Source organism: Acetobacter syzygii (genome assembly GCF_000964225.1).
In the GTDB taxonomy this organism is placed as follows: Bacteria; Pseudomonadota; Alphaproteobacteria; order Acetobacterales; family Acetobacteraceae; genus Acetobacter; species Acetobacter syzygii.
In genome coordinates this window covers 1-22004 of the sequence record NZ_BAMZ01000005.1, presented here as the reverse complement: position 1 = coordinate 22004, position 22004 = coordinate 1, and the positions used below count along the sequence as shown (strand labels likewise).

General features: G+C 57.5%; 21 protein-coding genes. 9 read left to right on the top strand and 12 right to left on the bottom strand.

Annotated elements, in window-relative coordinates:
• The gene (hemF, locus tag Absy_RS01245) at positions 1-915 is read left to right on the top strand and encodes an oxygen-dependent coproporphyrinogen oxidase (RefSeq protein WP_048853047.1); all 915 of its coding nucleotides are present in this window, start codon (positions 1-3) and stop codon (positions 913-915) included.
• Positions 916-989: 74 nt separating this feature from the next.
• Positions 990-2159 (top strand): hypothetical protein, encoded by a 1170-nt coding sequence (locus Absy_RS01240; RefSeq protein WP_052945673.1) that lies wholly within the window; start codon positions 990-992, stop codon positions 2157-2159.
• Here Absy_RS01240 and Absy_RS01235 read toward each other — a convergent pair.
• The 4 genes from Absy_RS01235 to Absy_RS01220 all read right to left on the bottom strand — a co-directional run bounded on the left by Absy_RS01235 (position 2136) and on the right by Absy_RS01220 (position 5996).
• Entirely contained in the window at positions 2136-2840 is a 705-nt protein-coding gene (locus tag Absy_RS01235; RefSeq protein ID WP_245614654.1) for a Smr/MutS family protein, read from the bottom strand. The genes Absy_RS01240 and Absy_RS01235 overlap by 24 nt on opposite strands.
• 80 nt (positions 2841-2920) lie before the next feature.
• A complete protein-coding gene (locus Absy_RS01230; RefSeq protein WP_048852923.1) occupies positions 2921-4339 on the bottom strand; it encodes a cytochrome-c peroxidase in 1419 nt (472 codons plus the stop codon).
• A 122-nt stretch (positions 4340-4461) separates the two neighbouring features.
• The gene (locus tag Absy_RS01225) at positions 4462-5319 is read right to left on the bottom strand and encodes a DNA-methyltransferase (RefSeq protein ID WP_048852922.1); all 858 of its coding nucleotides are present in this window, start codon (positions 5317-5319) and stop codon (positions 4462-4464) included.
• Positions 5316-5996, bottom strand: a complete 681-nt coding sequence (locus Absy_RS01220) for a Tim44/TimA family putative adaptor protein (protein ID WP_048852921.1) — start codon at positions 5994-5996, stop codon at positions 5316-5318. The genes Absy_RS01225 and Absy_RS01220 overlap by 4 nt, the downstream gene beginning before the upstream one ends.
• A gap of 181 nt (positions 5997-6177) precedes the next feature.
• Between Absy_RS01220 and Absy_RS01215 the strand changes: the two genes are divergently transcribed.
• Together Absy_RS01215 and secB are read left to right on the top strand one after the other, a co-directional pair.
• On the top strand, positions 6178-6696 hold the full coding sequence (locus Absy_RS01215; RefSeq protein WP_048852920.1) for a histidine phosphatase family protein: 519 nt from the start codon (positions 6178-6180) through the stop codon (positions 6694-6696).
• Positions 6697-6833: 137 nt separating this feature from the next.
• Positions 6834-7331: a protein-export chaperone SecB gene (secB, locus tag Absy_RS01210; RefSeq protein WP_048852919.1), complete on the top strand. Its 498-nt coding sequence runs from the start codon at positions 6834-6836 to the stop codon at positions 7329-7331.
• A 67-nt stretch (positions 7332-7398) separates the two neighbouring features.
• Here the strand turns inward: secB and Absy_RS01205 are convergent, their stop codons facing one another.
• Both Absy_RS01205 and hemC read right to left on the bottom strand, forming a co-directional pair.
• Positions 7399-8112: a uroporphyrinogen-III synthase gene (locus Absy_RS01205; protein WP_048852918.1), complete on the bottom strand. Its 714-nt coding sequence runs from the start codon at positions 8110-8112 to the stop codon at positions 7399-7401.
• A gap of 12 nt (positions 8113-8124) precedes the next feature.
• Positions 8125-9201, bottom strand: a complete 1077-nt coding sequence (gene hemC / locus Absy_RS01200) for a hydroxymethylbilane synthase (protein WP_048852917.1) — start codon at positions 9199-9201, stop codon at positions 8125-8127.
• A 146-nt stretch (positions 9202-9347) separates the two neighbouring features.
• Between hemC and tsaD the strand changes: the two genes are divergently transcribed.
• Together tsaD and Absy_RS01190 are read left to right on the top strand one after the other, a co-directional pair.
• Positions 9348-10454, top strand: coding sequence for a tRNA (adenosine(37)-N6)-threonylcarbamoyltransferase complex transferase subunit TsaD (tsaD, locus tag Absy_RS01195; protein ID WP_048852916.1), 1107 nt, complete (start codon positions 9348-9350; stop codon positions 10452-10454).
• Positions 10451-11272 carry a 23S rRNA (adenine(2030)-N(6))-methyltransferase RlmJ gene (locus Absy_RS01190; RefSeq protein WP_048852915.1) on the top strand — a complete coding sequence of 274 codons (822 nt, stop codon included), beginning with the start codon at positions 10451-10453 and terminating at the stop codon, positions 11270-11272. Before tsaD ends, Absy_RS01190 begins: the two co-directional genes overlap by 4 nt.
• A gap of 15 nt (positions 11273-11287) precedes the next feature.
• On the opposite strand, the gene Absy_RS01185 is transcribed toward Absy_RS01190, so the two are convergent.
• From Absy_RS01185 to Absy_RS01175, 3 genes are read right to left on the bottom strand one after another with little or no spacing between them, the layout of a single operon-like run.
• Positions 11288-12031, bottom strand: a complete 744-nt coding sequence (locus Absy_RS01185) for a MarC family protein (protein ID WP_048852914.1) — start codon at positions 12029-12031, stop codon at positions 11288-11290.
• 54 nt (positions 12032-12085) lie between these two features.
• The gene (locus Absy_RS01180; RefSeq protein ID WP_048852913.1) at positions 12086-14152 is read right to left on the bottom strand and encodes a lysylphosphatidylglycerol synthase domain-containing protein; all 2067 of its coding nucleotides are present in this window, start codon (positions 14150-14152) and stop codon (positions 12086-12088) included.
• Positions 14153-14169: 17 nt separating this feature from the next.
• Positions 14170-15789 (bottom strand): lysine--tRNA ligase, encoded by a 1620-nt coding sequence (locus Absy_RS01175; RefSeq protein ID WP_048852912.1) that lies wholly within the window; start codon positions 15787-15789, stop codon positions 14170-14172.
• 155 nt (positions 15790-15944) lie between these two features.
• On the opposite strand from Absy_RS01175, the gene Absy_RS01170 reads away from it, so the two are divergent.
• Positions 15945-16700: a competence/damage-inducible protein A gene (locus Absy_RS01170; protein WP_048852911.1), complete on the top strand. Its 756-nt coding sequence runs from the start codon at positions 15945-15947 to the stop codon at positions 16698-16700.
• A 63-nt stretch (positions 16701-16763) separates the two neighbouring features.
• On the opposite strand, the gene Absy_RS01165 is transcribed toward Absy_RS01170, so the two are convergent.
• The 3 genes from Absy_RS01165 to Absy_RS01155 all read right to left on the bottom strand — a co-directional run bounded on the left by Absy_RS01165 (position 16764) and on the right by Absy_RS01155 (position 18990).
• Positions 16764-17720 (bottom strand): acetyl-CoA carboxylase carboxyltransferase subunit alpha, encoded by a 957-nt coding sequence (locus Absy_RS01165; protein ID WP_048853044.1) that lies wholly within the window; start codon positions 17718-17720, stop codon positions 16764-16766.
• A gap of 80 nt (positions 17721-17800) precedes the next feature.
• The gene (locus Absy_RS01160; protein ID WP_048852910.1) at positions 17801-18730 is read right to left on the bottom strand and encodes a site-specific tyrosine recombinase XerD; all 930 of its coding nucleotides are present in this window, start codon (positions 18728-18730) and stop codon (positions 17801-17803) included.
• Positions 18730-18990, bottom strand: coding sequence for a hypothetical protein (locus Absy_RS01155; protein ID WP_048852909.1), 261 nt, complete (start codon positions 18988-18990; stop codon positions 18730-18732). The genes Absy_RS01160 and Absy_RS01155 overlap by 1 nt, the downstream gene beginning before the upstream one ends.
• Positions 18991-19055: 65 nt before the next feature.
• Here Absy_RS01155 and aroB point away from each other — a divergent pair, with 65 nt between their 5' ends.
• Both aroB and Absy_RS01145 read left to right on the top strand, forming a co-directional pair.
• A complete protein-coding gene (aroB, locus tag Absy_RS01150) occupies positions 19056-20789 on the top strand; it encodes a 3-dehydroquinate synthase (protein ID WP_084596797.1) in 1734 nt (577 codons plus the stop codon).
• 354 nt (positions 20790-21143) lie between these two features.
• Positions 21144-22004, top strand: an 861-nt coding sequence (locus Absy_RS01145; protein ID WP_048852908.1) for an outer membrane protein, incomplete at its 3' end; no start/stop codon positions are given.

Here is a 22004-nt window from a genome sequence, read left to right as displayed (position 1 = left end):
ATGACGCCAACCAAGCCTGCCTCCGTTCCCTCGCACGACAAGCTCAAGGAAGCAGCCCGCGCATGGTTTGAAAATCTGCGTGACCAGATCTGTGCCGCCTTTGAGGCGATAGAGGTGGATGCCGCAGCACAGAACAGCCCGGTCCTGCGTGACCTTGATCAGCCAGGCCAGTTTGAACGCAAAAGCTGGAACCGCCTGAATGAGGATGGAACCCCCGGTGGTGGTGGGGTCATGAGTCTGATGCGGGGCCGGGTGTTTGAAAAAGTAGGCGTTAACGTCTCCACCGTAGAAGGTACATTTTCCCCCGACTTTGCAGGCTCCATACCCGGAGCGTTGGAAAACCCGCATTTTTTTGCAACCGGAATCAGTCTGGTTGCCCATATGTGCAACCCGCTCGTTCCTGCGGCCCATTTTAACACCCGCATGATCATTACAACACAGGGCTGGTTTGGTGGGGGGGGAGACATTACCCCCATGTTCCCCGCCAGTGCAGACGCGATTGATGATGCGACAACCTTCCACGCGGCTTTTGCGCAGGCGTGCAATGCGCATGACCCGGAATACTATCCCCGTTTCAAGGCATGGTGCGACAAATACTTCTATCTTCCCCACCGCAACGAACCTCGCGGCCTTGGTGGCATTTTTTACGACCGGCTGGATAGCGGCAACGCAGACGAGGATTTTGCTTTTACCAGGGATGTCGGGCTGGCTTTTCTGGACGCGTACCCGCGCATTATCCGTGGCCGCATGATGGAAAAATGGACCCCTGAGCAGCGCGAAGCACAGCTTGTTCGCCGTGGCCGCTATGTGGAATTCAACCTCCTGCATGACCGGGGCACCCTGTTTGGGCTCAAGACCGGTGGCCATACCGAAGCCATTCTGATGAGTATGCCCCCAGAGGTTAAATGGCCGTAATAAATTGGCCGTGTTTCTGCCGTTAATTACGCATAGTATATAACGGCGATAACCATAATGAAGGCTATTGGTGTTTGTCTGACCTCCTCCACCCCACTTCTGCAATACGCCAGCACCAAGGCGCTTCCCTCTCCCGCCGTCTTTTTTTAGGCGGCGCGCTGGGGTGTTTGTCCACAACCGGCATCGCCCATGCTGCGGATGATATTCTGGTTGGCCCGATTGCCACCCCAACATCCGAGCAGACCACAAAACTGATCGTGGCAGGCAGCGCGGAAACGCCCTGTGGCACATGGGCCAGCCGCCTTGCTCCGGATATGGCAGAAGAACTGGGGCAACCCCCTTTTGAACTTGCCTACACCACAGGGTGGGATGGAGTAACAGGGGCCAACCTGTTTGACGCGCAGGAGCAGCTCAGCAGTGCTTCCAGCACGCTCCTGGTCCCCGGCACGGCACTTCTCGCCGCCATGACCGGAGATAGCCGCGTCCATTATGCTTACCAGCGCTGGCTACCGGTCCTGACCATGTTCCAGCCGAGTCTTGTTGTGGGGCATGTTAACCTCCACCGCTCAATCGGGGCCATTCTGGGGAACAGAACCACACGGGTTGCGGTTTCCACCCCAACGGGGCCGGAACTCCCTACTCTGCTTGCCTTTGACCTTCTGGCTTTGCGGCCTCTGCCTGTCAGTGGTTATGCAACGCCAGATGCTGCCATGGCAGCCCTGACCGGTGGGTTGGTTGATGCCATTCAGCTTCCGGTGGATGCCGCACTCAAAGACCGGCTGAATATGCTGGGTGCAAAAGGGTTTATACCGCTTTTCCTCAACAGCACGGCACCACAAACGCCTGCACAGGCCGATATGGCACTCCCGCCCATATTCCCCAGCATATTGCTGAGGGAGCGCAGAACATCCACACCGGCATTTTTGCCACTTGCATGGCAGGCACTGGCTGCGGCTACCAGCCTTAAAGCCGCTCTGGTTCTGCCCTTGCTGACCCCGCCAGCCAAAGTGGCACGCTGGCGCCACGCGGCAGATAACTGCGCAACCAAACTCGGCATCCAGCAAATAGCGTTAGCCAATGGCCTGACCGTACTCTCGGGTGCAAAATGCATTACGGCGTACAGCATGACCATGCCGGATGTGAATGTGGGCATGGCGCTCCGTCGCTGGCTGGCACTCAACCTGCCCCGCTGGAAAAGCACTACTCCGCCCGTGCGCGCCCTACCGCCTGCGCTTGCGCAGTAACACCCGGACGGATCCTTTATTACTCATATGGGGGTATGCCAGCCCCAGAATGCGGGAGCGAATTTCCGGTTTTTCCAGCCAGTGAGGAAGTTCGCGGCGCAAAATACCCCCCTCCTGCCCGGTACCCAGACCGGTAATAATTTCCACACACCGTAAACCACGGTGCGCTGCAACATCCATAAACTCCATCAGACGCACATAGGCTTCCTGCGCCACCATACCGTGCAGGTCGAGGCGTTTTTCCACCCGCATGTCCCCCTGATGGAAGCGCCGCCAGCTGTAATCATCCACGCCGGGTTGCCGCTGGCCAATTTTTTCCGCAACCGGGGGGGCGCGATGAACCCTCATGGAAGCTGGTGCGGGTGGCATGGGTGCATGAGTCCACAGCAAACTCCCCCCGCCGCTAACCGGAACCGGCTGTTTTTTATAGTTTTTTTGTGGAATGGTCTGCCCTGCATCTGCTGGTTCTGGCTCATCCACCACAAACGGCGCATCTGCTGTGGGGGGCACAAGGCTGGCACTGGTCAAGGGGGCAACATCACGCACCACCAGCGCCCAGAGCTGCTTTTCCGCCTCCTGTAACTGCCGCCGCCTTTTTGCCACCCTGTTCCCTACCGTTTTTATGCCAGCAGATCTGGCCTGTGCAAAATACCCTGCAAACACAAACGGCCTGCTCCACAAGCTTTATCGCCTGCGCGCAAGCCGTTATTCAAGCAAAGAAAGCAGGTATCTGATCCGATACCCGCCTCCGTTACGCTGCTTTACTGTTTAATATCCGTCAGCACGTGACCGTCATATTTGCCAGTCAATGTCTGAAGGAAGGCAACAATATCCGCCACATCCTGATCGGACGGATTGCTATCCGGCGTCTGGTAATGCGCCATTTTACGCACGGCCTCGTCCAGCGTTTTAACACTGCCATCGTGGAAATATGGCGCACTCAGGGCAATGTTACGCAAGGTTGGCACCACAAAGCGGTTGCGGTCTGCGGTATTGTGGCTAATTGCGTAAATGCCTTCATCCGCGTCTGTTTCCTTGCCACCACGGTCTTTGAAGTAATCGGACTCCAGCCCCATCACTTCATAGCCACCGCCGCCAACACCAATACCGCTATGACAGCCCGAGCAGCCAATGGCCTTAAACCGCTCATACCCCCGCTTGGCCTGCGCACTAATCGCGTCCTGCTTGCCCTTCAGATATTCATCAAACGGGCTATCTGGCGTGATCAGGGTTTTTTCAAACTCGGCAATGGCGGCCGTAATGGTCTGCTGGCCAACCTGCACATCCGGCCCGAATGCAGCTTTGAACAGGCCTGCATATTCCGGATCTGTCTCCAGCTTGCTGGCAACCTCGGACCAGTCGTGCGAACCCATTTCCAGCGGGTTCATAACCGGACCAGCCGCCTGTGCGGCCAGATCGGGTGCACGGGCATTCCAGAACTGGGCTACTTTAAAGTACGCATCGTAAACGGTTGGCACGTTGATCGGGCCTTTTTGCCCGCCAATACCAGTGGCCGTAACCAGATTATCCACACCACCCTTATCCAGCCCATGGCAGCTGGCACAGTTCAATGTGTTATCGCCTGACAGTTTTTTATCAAAAAACAGCTTACGGCCCAGCGCCACTTTTACCGGATCAACCGGCACACTTTCTGGCACAGGCCGCACAGGCTCGGCTGCCAGAGCTTCGGTCGCACCCGTATTGGCATAATATTTGCGGCGGGTCTGCTGCACCCATGTCAGAATGGCCTGCCGCTCGGCATTGGACAGATGGGCATGCCAATGCAGCAGCAGGTACTGCGCTGGTGGCATCCGGTTCTGCACAATGACTTCCTCAATACGAGACAGTTCCTCCTCCGAAGGTGGCGTACCGTGCTCAAACGCGGACAAAACCGGCTCTATACGGAAGTGGCGCAAGCCTGCATTAAGGTCTTTTTCCATAATGCTGTTTGCAACAGGCAGGTGGAAGTAAAACGGCAGGTCACGACCAGTTGCGTGGCAGTAATCGCAACGCGCTTCGTTAAGCGCATTAAATGCAGCCAAAGCAACAGGGTCTTTATGTGTTGGTGAATTTTCCACCAGAACAGTTGCCGTTACATGGTCGTAATGCTGCAAAAATGCAACTGTACCACCATAAGCCAACAAACCTGCGCCTGCCAAAGAAACTAATATACGCTTCAAACCCCGATCCCCCGGTTATATTTCTTTCTCTTATACGTTTTATTCATTCTTGGTCTTGTTGTGTTTGATGCACATCAAAATGTCAAAGCGATTATTTTTATCGTAATAATAGATAAAACCGATCAGCCTAATGGGCTGTTCACCAGGTCATGCATCAGCCGGGCGCGGGCAATGGCTACGTATTCCGCATCAATTTCCATACCCATGCCACTGCACCCAAGGCGCTGTGCTGCAAGCAGGGTGGTGCCTGTCCCCATGAACGGGTCAAGCACTCTGGCTTTCTGTTTGCCGTGGAGCAAAATGCACTGTTCGGGCAAAGCAATGGGGAATGTCCCGGGATGGTCAAATTTTTCGGCCCTCCCCCGCACGGTCTCATAGGGGATAAACCACGCATCTCCCCTGCACCGGCGGTCCTGCCTGTGGCCACGGCGCGCGATGTTGGTTTTATCCTTGTAAGGAACACCCGCACTCAATCGGTCGAGTGCCACATCGCCTTTAAGGGTAAAATGAAAAAGATGCTCGTGCCCACGGTGCAAAAACCGCTGGCTGTTCATGGGCTTGAAATGCCCGAAACTATCCTCCCCAACCGAAATCGACTTGACCCATGCAATATGATTTTGCAGCACAAACAGGTCGCGCAAACGCACAACCAGTTCAAACGGTAGCCACGGCTGGGCAGAAGACCCCGAGATATTCAAAAAAAACGACCCATCCGCCTTGAGCACCCGCTGCAACTCGGTTGCAACCTGCACCATCCAGTCCAGATAGTCGTTTTCCTCCCGCCGGTCGGGGTAACTCCGATAGGACAGGCCTATATTATAGGGAGGGGACGTAACAATAACATCCACACTTTCGGCCTGCATACGCCGCAGCGCACGCAGGCAGTCGCCCAGAACAATGTCCTGACGACCGACCTTATACCGTTTTGCCCTTAAGGGAGGCGTTACTGCGGAACCCGCGACCGGTTTGTCCGCGCTCACGCACTACGCGCCGCCGCAAGACGCCAACCACTCCCACCAACACCCAGCAGGCGTTCCAGCGTCCACATATCTGAAAACTCGGTAACCGCATCCGTGCCGGTTACAGGCTGACCGGCCTGATCTTCCACCAGACTGATCTGGTCGGAAACAATCCGGACATCTATGGCCGCACCCGTGCCAACCTCCAGCTGGGTTAAGCGCACGTCCTCGATTGCCAGTGAACGCACGGCCTGAATTTCGGTCCGCTGTTTGTGGCCTGCGGCTTCACGCTCGGTAATGGCGGCATCAAACGAGGCATAAACAGCCGGGGTCAGGTAGGTTTTCAGCACATCGCGGTTACCCTGCGCATATGCACCAACAACCTGTGCAAAAACGGTCTGCACACTCATCAGGAACTGCTGGGGGTTAAAGCCTGAATCCTGCTGGTGGATATTAACCAGCAACTGCCCAACGCGCGTACCGGGGGCCGGTACATCGTACTCAACCGTGGGGCCTGCTGGTTCCACCTTGTTTTCCACCACACGTGGCGCAGCTTCCGCACGTGGGGGAACCGGCATGGTGGGGGGCTGGATGCCAACGCGCTTACCCAGAACACTCCGCAACCGCAGAGCCAGAAAAGCGGCTACCAAAGCCAGAAGAACCAGATCGACCGGAAAGTGGTCGAGAGAAAAATCCATCTGTTGAACGTCCACCAAGCTGCCTGCACAAAGCTTTTGCAGGTTTATATATTGTCAGGGAAACCTGCTTTCCCTTGGGCTGTCTTTATTACATAGTCATGACCGACTGCGGTTACAATGAATACCAGTCTGTCCGCCCTTGTAAAAGACCATTCCTGTTTTAAAAACCAGCCCGGAAACCATGATCATACTCCGCCACTGTGAAAGCGAGTTCAACCGCCTGTATAATCTGAGCGGACGGGACCCTCATGTTCCTGATCCGGCCCTTTCCGCCCAAGGGCAGGACCATGCTTACGCTTTGGTGGATGAACTCAGCCACAAAGGCATTAACCGCATTCTGGTCTCGCCTTTTACGCGGGCTTTGCAAACAGCTACCCCCATTGCCCGTGCACTGGGCCTTACCCCCCAGATTACGCCGCTTGTGCGCGAACGGGGCATGTACTCGTGCGATATAGGCTCCCCCGCTTCCACTCTGGCGCAGGACTGGCCCGATCTGGATTTTGCCCATGTGCCCGAACAGTGGTGGTCTCCCCAACCTGAGCCAGACCACGCCCTAAGCCTGCGTGCACGGCAGTTCCGCCAGACCATGCGCCAAACCCGCCATGACGGGCAGACACTTGTGGTCTCCCACTGGTGGTTTTTACTCGAACTCAGCGGTCAAAGTTTGGAAAATGGGGACTGGCTCCATCTTTCCCCATAAAATCAGAGCAGGATGAAGCTAGGCCCCGCAAGGCAATTCCTGCCCAAAATCAGCCGATTGGAGTGTTGGCTAACCCCGCAGGTCATGCTACCGCGTTAGGGGAACCCAATACGTTTGAGAGCAGGAAGCTGTCATCAATGTCCGATACTGCCCAGTCCGTTCCGCCCGCCCTGCCACTGGCCATTAATCTCCAGTACACGCGCGATCTTTCCTTTGAAGTGCCCGTTGGGGCAGAAATTTTTGCCACCCTGCGCGCCCAGCCCCAGATTGGTGTGAACATTGATGTGCAGGCCAACCGCCTGCAGGATGACCAGATGATTTACGAGGTCACTCTGAGCATCAAGGCAGAAGCCAAAGAAGCGCCAGAAACCGAAAACGGCCCCGCAGGCCGCACCGTGTTCCTGACCGAACTGGTTTATGCTGCCGTGGTCACCCTGACCAACCCACCGCCCGAACTGGTCGAACCGATCCTGCTGGTTGAAGTGCCCCGGCTGATCTTCCCCTTCGCCCGCAACATCATCAGCGATGTTACGCGTGACGGTGGTTTTCCCCCCATTGTGCTACAGCCGATCGACTTTGTGGCTCTGTGGCAGAGTCGCCGTGCAGAGTTCCCCGAAGCTGCAGGCCACGCATAAGCGTTTCTGCTTTTTTGGTGATCCCTGTAAAAACCCGGTGCTTACCAGCACCGGGTTTTTTTATGGCTCAAACCCTGCCAAGAGCTGCCAGCATGGCAGGAGCATCCGGCCTGGCAGCAACCTGCACAGGGCCAGTCCATCCAGCTTTATGCAGCGTTTGCGCAACAACGGCAGAAATGACCACCGCCCGCAAAGCCAGAAGCTGATGCCACATGGAACTCTGGCGCACCATATTCAACCAGCTCTGCGCACTCCGGGCCGAGAAAAACAAAATGGTTCCAAGCTGCTGCGCCTGTAACCCATGGCAAACGGATTCCGGGCACTCCACAACCGGAGCGGTCCGATAGGCCACCCTCCGCACCACGGCAAATCCGTGCACACGCAGACTTGCCGCCAGTTCCACCCCCTGCCCCGCACCGGACAAAAGCAGCAGAGACCCCCGCACAGGCGCACACTGGCGAACCAGCATGGCTGCCAGATCCTGCGCATTACCCTGCGCACTCCACACTGTGGTAAATCCCGCCATGCGGGCTTTATGGGCCGTGGCATTGCCAACGGCAAAAACTGGCACAGATAACGCAACCGATTGCGCCGCAGCCGCCACAGCCTGCCCGCTGGTCAGCACTACTGCGGCAGACTGCTTGGGCAGTCCCGTTAGCACACACTGGCGGACATGCAGCGCAGGGGCCAGAACAGGCACCCAGCCAAGCCGGGCAACATCGGCAGCACTCTCGCTCAACCCCGGCTCTGGCCGGGTGATAATGACGCCACGCGGTTGCATGGAAAGAGCCTGTTAAGCGTTTTCCTCAAAAATATCGGCAGGGCTATCCTTGCGCAGGCTGCACCCAAGCTCGCGGCCAAGGCGTGCTGCATCTTCGGGAGCGCCACTAATGCTGCGCTTGAGCAGGAATGACCCATCCTCCCGCGCAACAAGCCCGGTTAAGTGCAGCTTGGGCGTATCCCCCGCTACAACCGGAATCATCTGGGCATAGCCACCAATAGGTGTCCGGCACGAACCATCCAGCTCTGCCAGCAGGGCCCGCTCGGCTGTAGCCACGGCCCGGGCCTCGTAATCCTCAATAGCGGCCAACAGTTCGCGCAGTTCAACATCATCCTCACGCACTGTAACACCAACAATGCCCTGCCCTGCGGCTGGCACCATAACTGTGGGAGACAGCACAATACTGGCCCGCTCGGCCATGCCCAGACGCCGCAGGCCAGCAAGGGCCAGCAAGGTGGCATCGCACTGGCGGGCTGCGAGCTTATCGAGTCGGGTTTGCACATTGCCGCGCAGCAGACCAAATTTAAGGTCCGGGCGGACATGCAGCATCTGCGCCTGCCGACGTACAGACGCACACCCGACCAGCGCACCCTGCGGCAGAGCCGAGTACGGATCATCCGGATCGGACTGCTCCAGTCGGGGTCCGAGGATCAGCGCATCCCGCGCATCTTCGCGCTTGAGAGTGCAGGCCAGCACCAGACCGGGAGGCAGGGTTGTTTCCAGATCCTTGAGGCTGTGAACGGCAAAATCAATCCGCCGGTCAGCCAATGCCTCATGAATTTCCTTTGCAAACAGCCCTTTACCGCCGATTTCCGCCAGACGCCGGTTTTGCACCTGATCACCCGTGGTGTTAATCTGGTGTTCCTGAAAAGCGTTCATGTCCCGCAATATGGGGCAAAAGCGTGTCAGCGTTGTCAGGAACGCGCGTGTCTGCACCAGCGCAAGTGGCGAGCCCCGCGTGCCCACGCGCAAAGGCAGGGAATGACGTCCCGAATGACTGCCTGCCTTTTTCTGGCGTGCAGCAGCTTCCGCGGCAACCTCCTGCAAAGCGGGAGAAAGGACGGATGAGGAAGGGTAGGCTGAATCCATAAGATGTGTCTATTACCGGGAATGGAGAAAGGACAAGATACGATGAAGCCCGGCTGGTCTGAAAAACTTGCGCGACCGGAAAAACATTCCGCCCCTCCCCATCCGTTGCATCCTTGCAAGAATAACGCTTTTTTGGCGGGGCGTCCATGAGGGACTCTTTGACCCGGAATCAACCCCATGGCCCTGTTCTGGCCATCGAATCCTCCTGTGATGAGACCGCCTGTGCCATTCTGGCACCCGATGGTACCTGCCTTGCCCAGAGAGTTGTGTCCCAGGATGGTCATGCGGACTTTGGGGGCGTGGTGCCAGAAATTGCCGCCCGTGCCCATCTGGCTCTGTTGCCGGGGCTGGTAGAGGCTACATTGCGGGATGCCGGACTGGCCACAACAGACCTTGCTTTTATAGCCGCCAGCACCGGACCGGGTCTGATTGGCGGGTTAATTGTAGGCACGAGCTTTGCCAAGGGGCTTGCACTGGCGCTGGATATTCCATTTGTCGCGGTTAACCACGTGGAAGCTCACGCCCTGACTGCCCGCCTACCCGGTATTGTGGCGGATGGTGCGCCTTTTCCCTACCTGCTGTTGCTGGTTTCGGGCGGGCATTGCCAGTGCATTGCTGTAGAAGGTGTCGGCCATTACCGCAAACTCGGCGGCACCATAGACGATGCCGCGGGTGAAGCATTTGATAAGGTTGCCAAAATGCTTGGCCTTGGCTGGCCCGGTGGCCCTGCATTGGAAAAACTGGCCAAACAGGGCAACCCTGCGGCCATTGCCCTCCCCCGCCCACTGTTGCACAGACCGGGGTGTGACTTCTCCTTTTCTGGCCTCAAAACCGCCATTGCCCAAAAGCTGGCTCCATTTGGCGCCCAGCCGCTGCCCCATCAGTTTGCAGCAGACCTTGCCGCGTCCTTCCAGCAGGCGGTGGCCGATGTTGTGGCCGACCGCATAAACCATGCTCTGGATATGATGCCCCAGGCCCGCCTGCTGGTGGCGGCTGGTGGCGTTGCAGCCAACACAACCCTGCGCGCCAGACTGGAAGATGTTGCCCGGCGCAGAGACCTGCGTTTTGCGGCGCCACCGCTCAGGCTTTGCACGGACAATGCCGTCATGGTCGGCTGGGCCGCCCTTGAAACATGGCGCGAAAGTGCCGAACGCAACCTCTCCCCGCCCAACGACACAACCTTGCGCCCACGCCCGCGCTGGCCACTGGAAGATATGGCGCAACGTTTTGAACCCGGTCAGGCACCAGCATGAACTATCGACACATCTACCACGCGGGCAATTTTGCCGACTGTATGAAGCACGCCCTGCTGGTCAGTCTGCTCCAGCATTTTTTGCGCAAGGACTCGCCTTTTCTGGTGCTGGATACGCACGCAGGCATTGGCCGGTATGACCTTGAAAGCGCTGAAGCTGAAAAAACGGGGGAATACCATGATGGCATAGGCAAACTGTGGAACCAGCCACCAGACAGCCCATTAGCCCCGTGGCTGGAACTTGTGCACAAGGCTGGCGGGCCACGCTTTTACCCCGGTTCACCTTTACTCACATCACTCATGCTCCGTCCGCAGGATCTGTTAATCTGTTGTGAAAAACACCCGGTGGATAAACGCACCCTGTATCGCCTGTTTGCGGGCCAACCCAATGTGAGCGTCCATGAGCGTGATGCGTACGAAAGCCTGCGCGCCCTGCTCCCCCCCAAAACTGCCAGACGCGGCCTTGTGCTGATCGACCCTCCCTTTGAAGAACCGGGAGAGTTCGACAGGCTGGCAACGGCACTCCAGACCATTCATTCCCGCTTTGCCGCTGCAATGGTGGCTGTCTGGTACCCGATCAAGCACAGAACACCCATCAGACAGTTCCATAACAGCGTGGAGCAGGCCGGATACCGCAATGTGCTGGTCGCGGAACTGCTGATGCGCGCCCCCCACAACCCCGATACGCTGAATGGCGCAGGACTACTGGTTATTAAACCGCCTTACGGTTTTGCAGAGCGGGCGCAGGACCAACTGAACTGCTTAAAAGCAGCACTGGGAGCACATGAAGCATTGGTAAGCGAACTGGTGCCGGAATAAGGCTTACCATCCCTTTCAGTTCATGTGGCGTGCAGCTTCCTTAAGGATGTTCTGCCACATATCCATAGCAAACCCCTGCACGCCTGCTGCCAGAATCTGCACCCCAATGCACAGCAGAACCAGTGCCGCCATACGGCTTACAATGCGCGTGCCGGTCACTCCAAGCATGGAAACCAGTTTTTCCGAGCTGGAATAAGCCGCCCATACTATCAGCACCACCCCAACCGCAGCCACAGTTGTCCCTACAGAATAGGCCCAGAATGACTGCCCGGATGGACAGCCAGAACCCAAGGCAATCGCTACGGCAATGGTGCCCGGCCCTACGGTAAAAGGCATGGCTAAAGGGAAAAAAGCGGAATCTGCCCAATTAGGGGCCATAACGGTGCGCCCACCCTGTAGAGCCTGTTTTTCCTTTTGGGCTTCCACACTCTCCGGGCTTTGCAGCAGATCCCACGCACGCACGGCTACAACCAGCCCGCCTGCAACCCGCAGCGCGTTAACGGTCACGCCAAAAAATGCCAGAACGATGCCGCCCAACCAGAGCGAAACAATGACCAGCATAAAAGAGTAAAAAGAAACCAGACGGGCAAGCGCCATAATCTCCCGTTGGGAACGACCAGCGGAAGCCTGCGCAAAAATAAGGGCCGCACCAAACGGGTTGACTATGGAGAACAGCGCGGGAAACGCCAGCAAAAATGACGAAACCGCAGTTCTGACCATGCCGCCGCTTAGCAGAACTTCGGGAAAATGAACCGACATAACCCTGCCCAGAAAACCAACATAAAAGGACCATCCCTGACCAGAGACAGCCTGTTAGAGAGGAACGTTCGTTACGCTCGCGTTGTCTTTATATGTTTTTACAAAACGCGATACCAGAGCAATATCGCCCGGTGGGTAACAAAGGTTGGCATTGCTGCCATCTTCCAATGGCCAGACGTTCAACCCGATATCGTTATAAATCCGGACAAAACTATCTCCCACATGCCAGAAGGCAAACCTTAACCCCTGCTGCAGAGCCAGATCGCGCAAGCGCCAGATGGCGGAAATACTGTCGTCCTCCCCACCAGCGGGGTCCCCCAACCCGATCAGCAGGTTTTTGCGGCTGATAAAGGGAATAACCGCCTCCCCCGCCTCGCCTTCCACAAAGCCGGATGGCTTCATGCCATCTATATTGGGCAAGGCATGTTCGAGTGTGCGGTAATGTTCAGCCACCTCTTCCGTCCATGGCTGAATGGGAATACGGGCAGGCCACATAAGGCGGGCCAGCACAACCAGCGCCAGCAGAACAGATAGAGCCACCGTCCAGCGCACGGCCCCATGTGCGGGCGAGGCAAGCATAAGCTGCCACCAGCTCCCCGCCCCGGCATGGCGGGTGGACAAGGCAAGAATGCACCCAAAAAATAACAGCAGACACAAGAGGTTGGACAGTGAAAGCGGTTCGCTCAGCAACTTGGCGCGCCGATAATAACAGTTCCGGAACGGCGCAATAAACAGCGCGGACAACCCCAGCATAAGGGGTACAAACAATGTGTTACCCCGCAGGAAGGTCATAACCGTTGCAAGCAGCAACAGCCCCAGAGCGCCACGCCATGCCAGTGTCACCCGCTGCGACAGACCAATAGCCAGACTGATCAGCGCAACCCCCATAAGGGAAAGCAGATAGTTCCCTCCCACATGCACCAGCCGTGCAAATGTATCGGGGAGCATGGAAAACTTGGGAACTGGCTCCATCAGCACAAGGCAAAGCAGCAACACCCCACACAGCGAGACCGTACCCGTTGCTACGGCAACGGAAAAAGCAGCCTCGCTTTCCCGCACAACCTGACTGGGCCTGCGCTTTGTAACCTGCGCGTCCACACTGCGGTTGCGGTTCTTCTTTTTGGCCAGAGCCGCATCGCCCCGCAGAAAAAGCTCATGCCCGGCGAACATGATCCCCGCCAGAAAAAGAGGAATAATATAGTAAAAAAGGCGGAATATCAGCACCATGCCCAAAATCTGGGGGGCAGGCATATAAGGTGCCAAAGCCAGCAGCATGGCGCCATCAAACACACCCAACCCACCGGGCACGCTGGCAACAAGCCCCGCCGTGTAGGATGCAATATAAATTGCCAGAAAAGACCCAAAATCCACCGGGCAGCCTTTGGGGAGCAGCACAAAAGCTATGCTGGCCGTAGCGGCCACCTCTGCCGTTGCCACCACAGTCTGCATAATGGCCATACGGGGAGATGGCAGTTCAATGACCCATTTACGGAACCGGAATTCGCGCACCCGAAAAGCCAGCCCAATATACCCCGCAACCATCAGCCACAGCACAACGCCAACAAAAGCCAGCACAAATTGGGGGACGCGATTGCCAATACCGGGCAGAACCGAAGGTTCCAGAATAAGGACCGCGCCAATAAGAACCGCAGCACCAAGCAGATAGGTAGCCGAGCAGAAGGCTATGATCTGTGTAATGGCAAAGGCGTTAACACCCCAGTTGCGGTACAGCCTGTAACGGACAGCGGCACCAGACACCGCAGAAAAACCCAGATTATGCGACAGCACATAAGAACAGAACGCCGCAAAGGCCGACCTGCGGAATGGCAACTGGCCATAACCAACCTGTATGGCTGCCAGACGGTCGTAAAAAGAAAGAATAAAGTAGGAAAGCAGCGTACACCCAACAGCCGCCCATAACTGGGAGGTGGGAATAGCCTCCATGGCCTGCCGTATGTCAGCCATGCTCAGGTGCCGCACCTCATGCTGCACCACGGCAATGGCCGCGACCATAAGCAGCAGCCCAACCAGATGAGGCAGATGCTTCAGCCTTTTTTTCCATCCCTTTTCTCCAGCATGGAGATCAGGCTGCTGGCTGGGAGGCTGAACCTTCTGCGTCATCTGCTGCCGGGCCCTGCTTAAGCCTGCGTGTCTCGCAGGAGGGCAGCATCGATCAGCGCGATTGTCTCCGGCACGCCGTACAGGGCCACAAAGCCACCAAACCGTGGCCCTTCCTTTTGCCCCAGAAGCACTTCGTACAGGCAGCCAAACCAGCTTCTCAGCGGTTCAAACGCATGTCTTTTGCCTATTTCGAACACCAGATTCTGCAAGGTTGAGGCATCGGTTGCCTCTCCTTCAAACCCACGCAGGGTTTCCGCCAGATCGACCAGTGCTGCCCGTTCCTTGTCCGTAGGGGCACGGAAGGTTTTGGCGGGGCGTACAAAATCCGCGTAATAGGCAATAGCGTGCTTGACCAGTTCTGCCAGCATCGGATGCGTTTGTGGCGAAACAGCCGCATCGTACCGGCGGATAAAGCCCCACAGCACTTCAGGCGTATCCGCATTGGCCACACTGGCCAGATTAAGCAGCATTCCAAACGGCACCGGGCTTCCGGCATCATCGGGGATGATCCCTTTGTGAATAAACCACGCCGGATTCGCCCGCAGGTCGTTACCGGTGGGATTATCGGACTGCAACACACGGGCTTTGTCCGCATGGGTCAGATAATCGTCCGCCGTTTTGGGAATGACATCAAAATACAGCCGCTTGGCACGTTGCGGCTGATTGAACATGAACTGACCCAGGCTTTCCGGCGGAGCGTAACGCAGCCATTCCTCCACCGACAGACCATTGCCTTTGGATTTGGAAATTTTCTGCCCCTGTTCATCCAGAAACAGTTCGTAAGTCAGCCCGGCAGGTGGTGTGCCGCCCAGAATTTTGCAGATCCGGCCAGACAGACGCACGCTATCAATCAGATCCTTGCCGGACATCTCATAATCAACGCCCAGCGCATACCACCGCATGGCCCAGTCGGCCTTCCACTGCATTTTGGCATGACCGCCGGTAACGGGCGTTTCGAACACCTCACCCGTTGCAGGGTCGGTCCAGCGCACCGTGCCAGCTACGGGGTCAATCCCATCCATTTTAACCTGCATGACCTCCCCCGTATGGGGGTGCAGGGGCAGCACGGGGGAATAGGTCGCCCGGCGGTCCGGCCCCAGCGTGGGCAGAATGACAGCCAGAATCTGGTCATGAACTTCCAGCACCCGCTTGAGCGCGGCGTCAAACCGGCCGGAAGTATAATACTGCGTGGAGGACGCAAACTCGTATTCAAACCCAAAGCTGTCCAGGAATGCACACAGACGGGCATTGTTATGGGCTGCAAACGACTCGTGCGTGCCAAAAGGATCTGGCACGCGGGAGAGTGGCTGACCTATGTATTTTTGCAGCATGTCCCGCTGGGGCACGTTATCGGGCACCTTGCGCAGGGCATCCATATCGTCCGAAAAAGCCAGCAGGCGCGAAGGGCGGCCAGTCAGCGCCGTGTAGGCCTGACGTACCCAGGACGTGCGTGCAACCTCACCAAAGGTGCCAATATGCGGCAGGCCCGATGGGCCATACCCGGTTTCCAGCAGAGCCGGGCGCTCATCGGCACCAGTGCTGCTACGTGTTGCAACATGATCGGCCAGTTTGCGCGCCTCTTCAAAGGGCCATGCGCGAGGAAGATCGGAAGCGGATGCTGTTTGGCTATCTGACATGCGCGGGAAGCTATGAATTGCGTGGCACCCGGTCAATGCAAAAACGCGCAAGACAGCCTTTGAGGTGTAATTTTTACGCCCATTGACCCCGCAAACACTCCGCTCCATCCTTCCCTCCAGTCAAGAAGCCCAGAACAAAAGGTCAAACCCGAGTCATGCGCCGCACTTCCGCACTCATCCTTATTGGTAACGAAATCCTTTCTGGCCGCACACGGGACGACAACATCCAGTTTTTAGCCCTCCGGTTAGGGGAGCTGGGTATTCCACTGGTCGAAATCCGCGTGATTCCCGATGTCAAATCCACCATCATCACCACGGTCACAGAGCTGCGGGCCCGTTTTGACGAGGTTTTCACAACAGGCGGCATTGGCCCGACACATGATGACATTACCTCCCCCTGCGTAGCAGAAGCCTTTGGCGTACCGTGGGAAATTCACCCCTCCACCTTCGCCCTGCTGGAGGAACGCTTTGGGAAGGATAACTTCAATTCCGCCCGCCAGCGCATGGCCAAACTTCCCAGAGGGGCAACCCCTATTGCCAACCCCGTGTCCATTGCGCCGGGCTTTAGCATTGGCAATGTGCACGTTCTGGCAGGTGTACCGCGGATTATGCGGGCCATGTTTGAAGAGCTGGCTCCCTCCCTGCAAAAGGGAGCTCCGGTTTTTTCACGCACATGGCACACCACCTCCCTTTACGAAGGCGCACTGGCAGATGGGCTGGAAGCTATTCAGGACCGTTTTGCGGATCTAGATATTGGCTCCTACCCATTCCATCGTGAGGATGGCCGGCACGGCGTAGCCCTTGTTGCCAAGGGGCAGGACCTCCAGCATGTCAACGAGGCCGCACAGGCCATTCATGATCTATTGGAAAAAAAAGGCGGCTCACCCGTGGAGGGGGAACCGCCAGCCTGATCTGGGAATCAGGTTTGCAAACGCACGGGCCAGCAACACAACTGGCTCGTTGAGGGGATCAGGTTAGTGCAGGGCCTCGCGGCCCATGGCCAGAAACTTCTCGCGTCGCAGGTTTTTCAACTGCTCTGGCGCAAGTGGCAGTAGATCCTTGAGAGTGGCGGCCAGAACGCCACGCACGGACTCCATGGCTGCTGCGGGGTCACGCTGGGCACCACCGACTGGTTCAGGAATAATCTGATCAATCAGCCCAAGGCGCTTGAGGTCCTGTGCCGTCAAGCGCAGGGTTTCCGCCGCGGTGCTGGCCTGTTTGGGGTCGCGCCACAAAATGGAAGCACAGGCTTCGGGCGAAATCACGGAGTAAATCGCGTGCTCGAGCATAAGCACCCGGTCCCCCGCACCCAAGGCAACGGCACCACCTGACCCACCTTCCCCGATCACCGTGGCAACAAGGGGTACCGGGGCATCAAAACAGGTCGCAATGGAGCGGGCAATGGCTTCTGCCTGCCCACGCTGCTCGGCATCGATCCCCGGCCATGCACCTGCGGTATCGATAAAGGTCAGAATCGGCAGTTTGAACTGGCCAGCCATTTTCATCAGGCGCTGGGCCTTCCGGTATCCTTCTGGCCGGGCCATGCCAAAATTATGCTGTAGTCGTGTTTCCAGGTCCGAACCACGTTCGGTCCCGATCACCACCACGGGCATACCGTCAAAACGACCAATGCCCCCAATAATGGCCTTGTCATCCCCGAACAACCGGTCACCGGCCAACGGAGTAAAGTCCGTTATGAGCCGACCAATATAGTCCTGCGTATGCGGACGCTGGGCATGACGGGCCACCTGCACTTTCTGCCATGGCGTAAGCTTGGCGTAGATCGTGCGCAGGTGCTTTTCCGCCTTTTCAGAAAGGCGGGCCGTTTCTTCTTCTATATTGACCCCTTCGGGGTCGGTCATCTGCCGCAGCTCGTCGATCTTGTTCTCAAGTTCGGCGACGGGCTTTTCAAAATCCAGGAACTGACGCATGAGCAAAGCCGATAGCACAATGGCAGTTAAAGCCAAGTCACTTCGTGCAACCAAACGTGTTCTGGCGTGCTTTTTAGCCCTTAATCGTCACAAAGATCGCTTTGGGAGGTCGCCAGAGGGTGATGCTGAGCCACAGCCTGCTTAAGCCGCTCGGTCTGCACATGGGTATAAATCTGAGTTGTCGCAATGTCCGCATGTCCAAGCAGCATTTGCAGGGCACGCAGGTCCGCACCATGCGCAAGCAGGTGGGTTGCAAAAGAATGCCGCAACACATGGGGGGACAGGCGCGCTGGGTCTAACCCGGCCTTTAGCCCCACATCATGCAAAATCCGGTCAAATGCCTGCCGGGTCATGGCCCGTGTGGGTTCCCTGCCGGGAAAAAGGTAGGGGCTGTTCAAAGCCCTATCAACCTGCACAAGAGCCTGCACCGCCTGACGCGCACTCTCGGACAGGGGCACAAGTCGTTCCCGCCCCCCTTTGCCACGCACGCTTAACATTCGCTGCTCGCCCGCCAGAGCCTGCCGCGGCAGTACCAGCAGTTCGGAAATACGCAGCCCGGACGCATACAAAAGCTCCAGCGCTGCACGCGCTACCAGTGCACGGCGTTTTTTGGCGGCCGAGGCATCTGGCGGGGCCACACAGGCATCCAGAAGAGCCAGCACTTCCGATTCGGACAAAAAGCGCGGCAGACTCTGCTCGGCTTGTGGAGAATCGAGGTGCTCGGCAGGATTATCCGTGCGAATCCCCTCACGCAGCAAAAACAGGTAAAATTGCCGTATGCAGGACAGACGGCGCGCAACGGTCCTGCGTGACTGCCCCTGAGCGGAAAGATCCGCCAGCCAGTCACGCAAGCCATCGGCACTGGCCGTCTGCAACGTCTGGCCCACGCGTAGCAGGCTCTGCGCACAGGACTCGAGGTCGGATTGATACGCGGCTAAAGTATTGGGGGCGGCAGCCCGTTCCGCGGCCTGCATTTCCAGAAAAAATTCAACGCCCCCTGCCCCACTCATCACGGATGAGCAGGTTCCGGCGCGGTGGAAGAAATAACGGGCTGGGCCGGAGCCGCAGGCACAACTGGCGTTACAACAGGCGCCGCCGGAGCCGGAGGCACCGCAACGGATGTGGCTGCCACCTGTGCATCGGCGGCAAACGGCAGTTCATGATGGACCGCCTGCTGCACAGGAGGGTGGCCCGTAAGCCCAAGAGCGGCAAAGCCAGCCAGCCCACCAATAACAAGAACGGCAAAAACGATCAGAACCATACGGCTCATACAGGTAGGCTCCCCTAACAACAGATATAGGTGTGTTCTTTCTGCTCTATGTTAAGCTAGGCTTTATGTCATCACGTATATCCTCCCCCCCCCTCCAAACCACGGACCCGCCGCCCATCCCGCTTGATCTGGAACGGATTGTGCGCAACCCCGCCCCTAATGGCATGACGTCAGGACGCAGCATTGTGCTGGTCGGCCTTATGGGTGCTGGCAAAACAACCGTTGGCCGCCACCTGGCCACCAGACTCGGCCTCCCTTTTGTTGATGCCGATGTTGAGATTGAACGGGCGGCAGGCTGCTCCATTGCCGATGTTTTCCAGCTTTATGGCGAAAGTGCGTTCCGCGATGGTGAGCGCCGTGTGATCCGCCGCCTGCTGGAAGGCCCCCCCATGGTGCTGGCAACTGGCGGCGGCGCGTTCATGGATTCCCAGACAAGGGCTCTTGTTCGCAAGCAGGCTGTTTCGGTCTGGTTGCGCTGCCCGCTGCCTGTTCTGCTCCGCCGCGTGGTCGGGCGCACACACCGCCCCCTGCTCAACACCGCATCGCCGCGGGACGTGCTGGACAGGCTCATGACCATCCGCCACCCCATCTATGCCGAAGCCGACATTATAGTCGATTGTGGAGAGAACAACGTGGAACACACCACAACCCGCGTCATGGAGGCCCTCGCCCTGTCCCGCCGCCCGCTCAGGCTGCCGGTCTCGTTGGCCAGAGCGTCTTACGATGTTGTGATTGGCACAGATCTGGTTGCGCGTGCCGGTGCCCTTCTGGCCCCTGTTCTACCGCAGAAAAACGCCATCATCATTACCGACAATACTGTTGCTCCGCTTTACCTGCAAAAGCTGGAAGACTCGCTCCACGAAACAGGCGTTCGGACTCGCAGCCTGCGCGTAATACCGGGTGAACAGAGCAAGTGCCTGACTGTTTACCAGAAGCTGACAGATGCCATTCTGGAACAGGGGGTGGAACGGCGCACCACCATTATTGCCCTTGGTGGGGGCGTGGTGGGGGATCTTGCCGGGTTTGTGGCAGCAACAACCCTGCGTGGCCTGCCTTTTGTGCAGATTCCTACCACCCTGCTCTCTCAGGTTGATTCCTCAGTAGGTGGTAAAACCGGCATTAACACACGCTGGGGCAAAAACCTGCTTGGAGCCTTCCACCAGCCCCTGTGCGTTCTGGCGGACGTAACCACGCTCAACACCCTCCCCCGGCGCGAGTTGGTGGCTGGTTATGCCGAAATTGTTAAATCCGGCCTGATTGGTGACCCCGCACTGTTTGACTGGTGCGAAAAACACGGTGCTGCCGTGCTGGAGCAGGACCCCGAGGCTCTGGCAGAAGCCGTCCGGCAGGCGTGCGCCTTTAAAGCCCGCGTTGTGGCCGCAGATGAGCGCGAAGAGCAGAAAAGCAACGGCCGCGCACTGCTCAACCTTGGTCATACCTTTGGGCACGCGCTGGAGGCTGAGCTTGGTTACGATGGCCGCCTGTTACATGGCGAGGCCGTCTCCATTGGCTTGAATCTGGCTTTTGCGCTCTCGGTCAAGCTCGGGCTTTGCCCGGCGGAAGATCAAATCCGCGTCACCCGACATCTGGAGACTCTGGCTATGCCCGCGCATATCCACGACCTCCCCCAGACCTTTAACGTGGACGATCTGATGGCCCACATGCAGCGTGACAAAAAAATGCAGGATGGCCGCCTGTCTTTTGTACTCGCTAACGGAATCGGTCGCGCCTTTACCACGCAGGACGTACCGACAGAGGCGGTAAGGGCAATTCTTATTGCCGATGGCGCGCGGGGCTAGATCCGGGCTACATGCGCATGGGTTGAGTCTGGGTTGCAAATTTGCAACCCGGCCTCAATTCTGCCTCATTCCAGAGCGAGACCATGCCCACATCTGCGGTTGCAGAGCGACAAGACACATCAATCAAAACAACAGCATGGCACATGCAGTCAGGTCATATTCATACTGCGAAATGATCTGTTGCAACGAAAACACTGCTGTGTCTTTTAGTCGACACGCGTATGAGCGGTTCGCTTGGCCATAAAGAGTGGTGGAGCAACCTTTTTGTACGAATTTTGGTGCATCGGGTGATTTGCCCCCGCCAAGCAATTGGCAGATCAGGTTTTCACCTAGATGAAATATTGAGGGCAAAAAATGCGTCTCCGCACGGCGTTACTCGTAACAACACTGATGGCAGCGGCTCCGGCGGCCGCATCTGCCACCACCATCACCGGTCCGTATGTTGACATTGGCGGCGGCTACGACCTGACCCAGACCCAGACGTTCAAGAGCAAAGGTGCAAACACCAGCAGCCCGGGCGACTACAAAGTCGGGCATAAAAGCGGCTGGACCGGCTTCGGCTCCTTTGGCTGGGGCTTTGGCAACGGCCTGCGCGCTGAAGTGGAAGGCACCTACCTGCGGTCCAACCTGAGCGGCAGCACCGGTCAGGGCGGTCGTGCTGGCGGCAAAGACTCTTCTTATGGTGGCTTTGTTAACGCTCTGTATGACTTCGACCTGAAGAAGTTCGGCATCAACAACGTTCCGGTTACGCCGTTCATCGGTGCTGGTGCAGGCTACCTGTGGACGCAGGAACATGCCCGCTTCAGCAACGGCGGTGGCATTAACGGCACCAAAGGCGGTTTTGCTTACCAGGCCATTGCCGGTGCTGCGTTCGATACGGGCATCCCGGGCTTTCAGGTCACTGCACAGTACCGCATGATTGGCCAGCCGGGTTCCTTCCGTAACGGTCAGTACGACATCAACGGCAACCACCAGACCAGCGTTGACCATCGCTTCAACCACCTGTTCATGGTTGGCCTGCGTTATGCGTTCGACACGGCTCCCCCGCCCCCGCCGCCAGCAGCTCCGGTTATTGCTGCCCCGGCTCCGCTGCCCGCACGCTCCTACCTCGTGTTCTTTGACTGGGACAAAGCTGTCCTGAGCACACGCGCACGTCAGATCGTGGCAGAAGCGGCTCAGGCTTCCACCCATGTGCAGACAACCCGTATCGAAGTT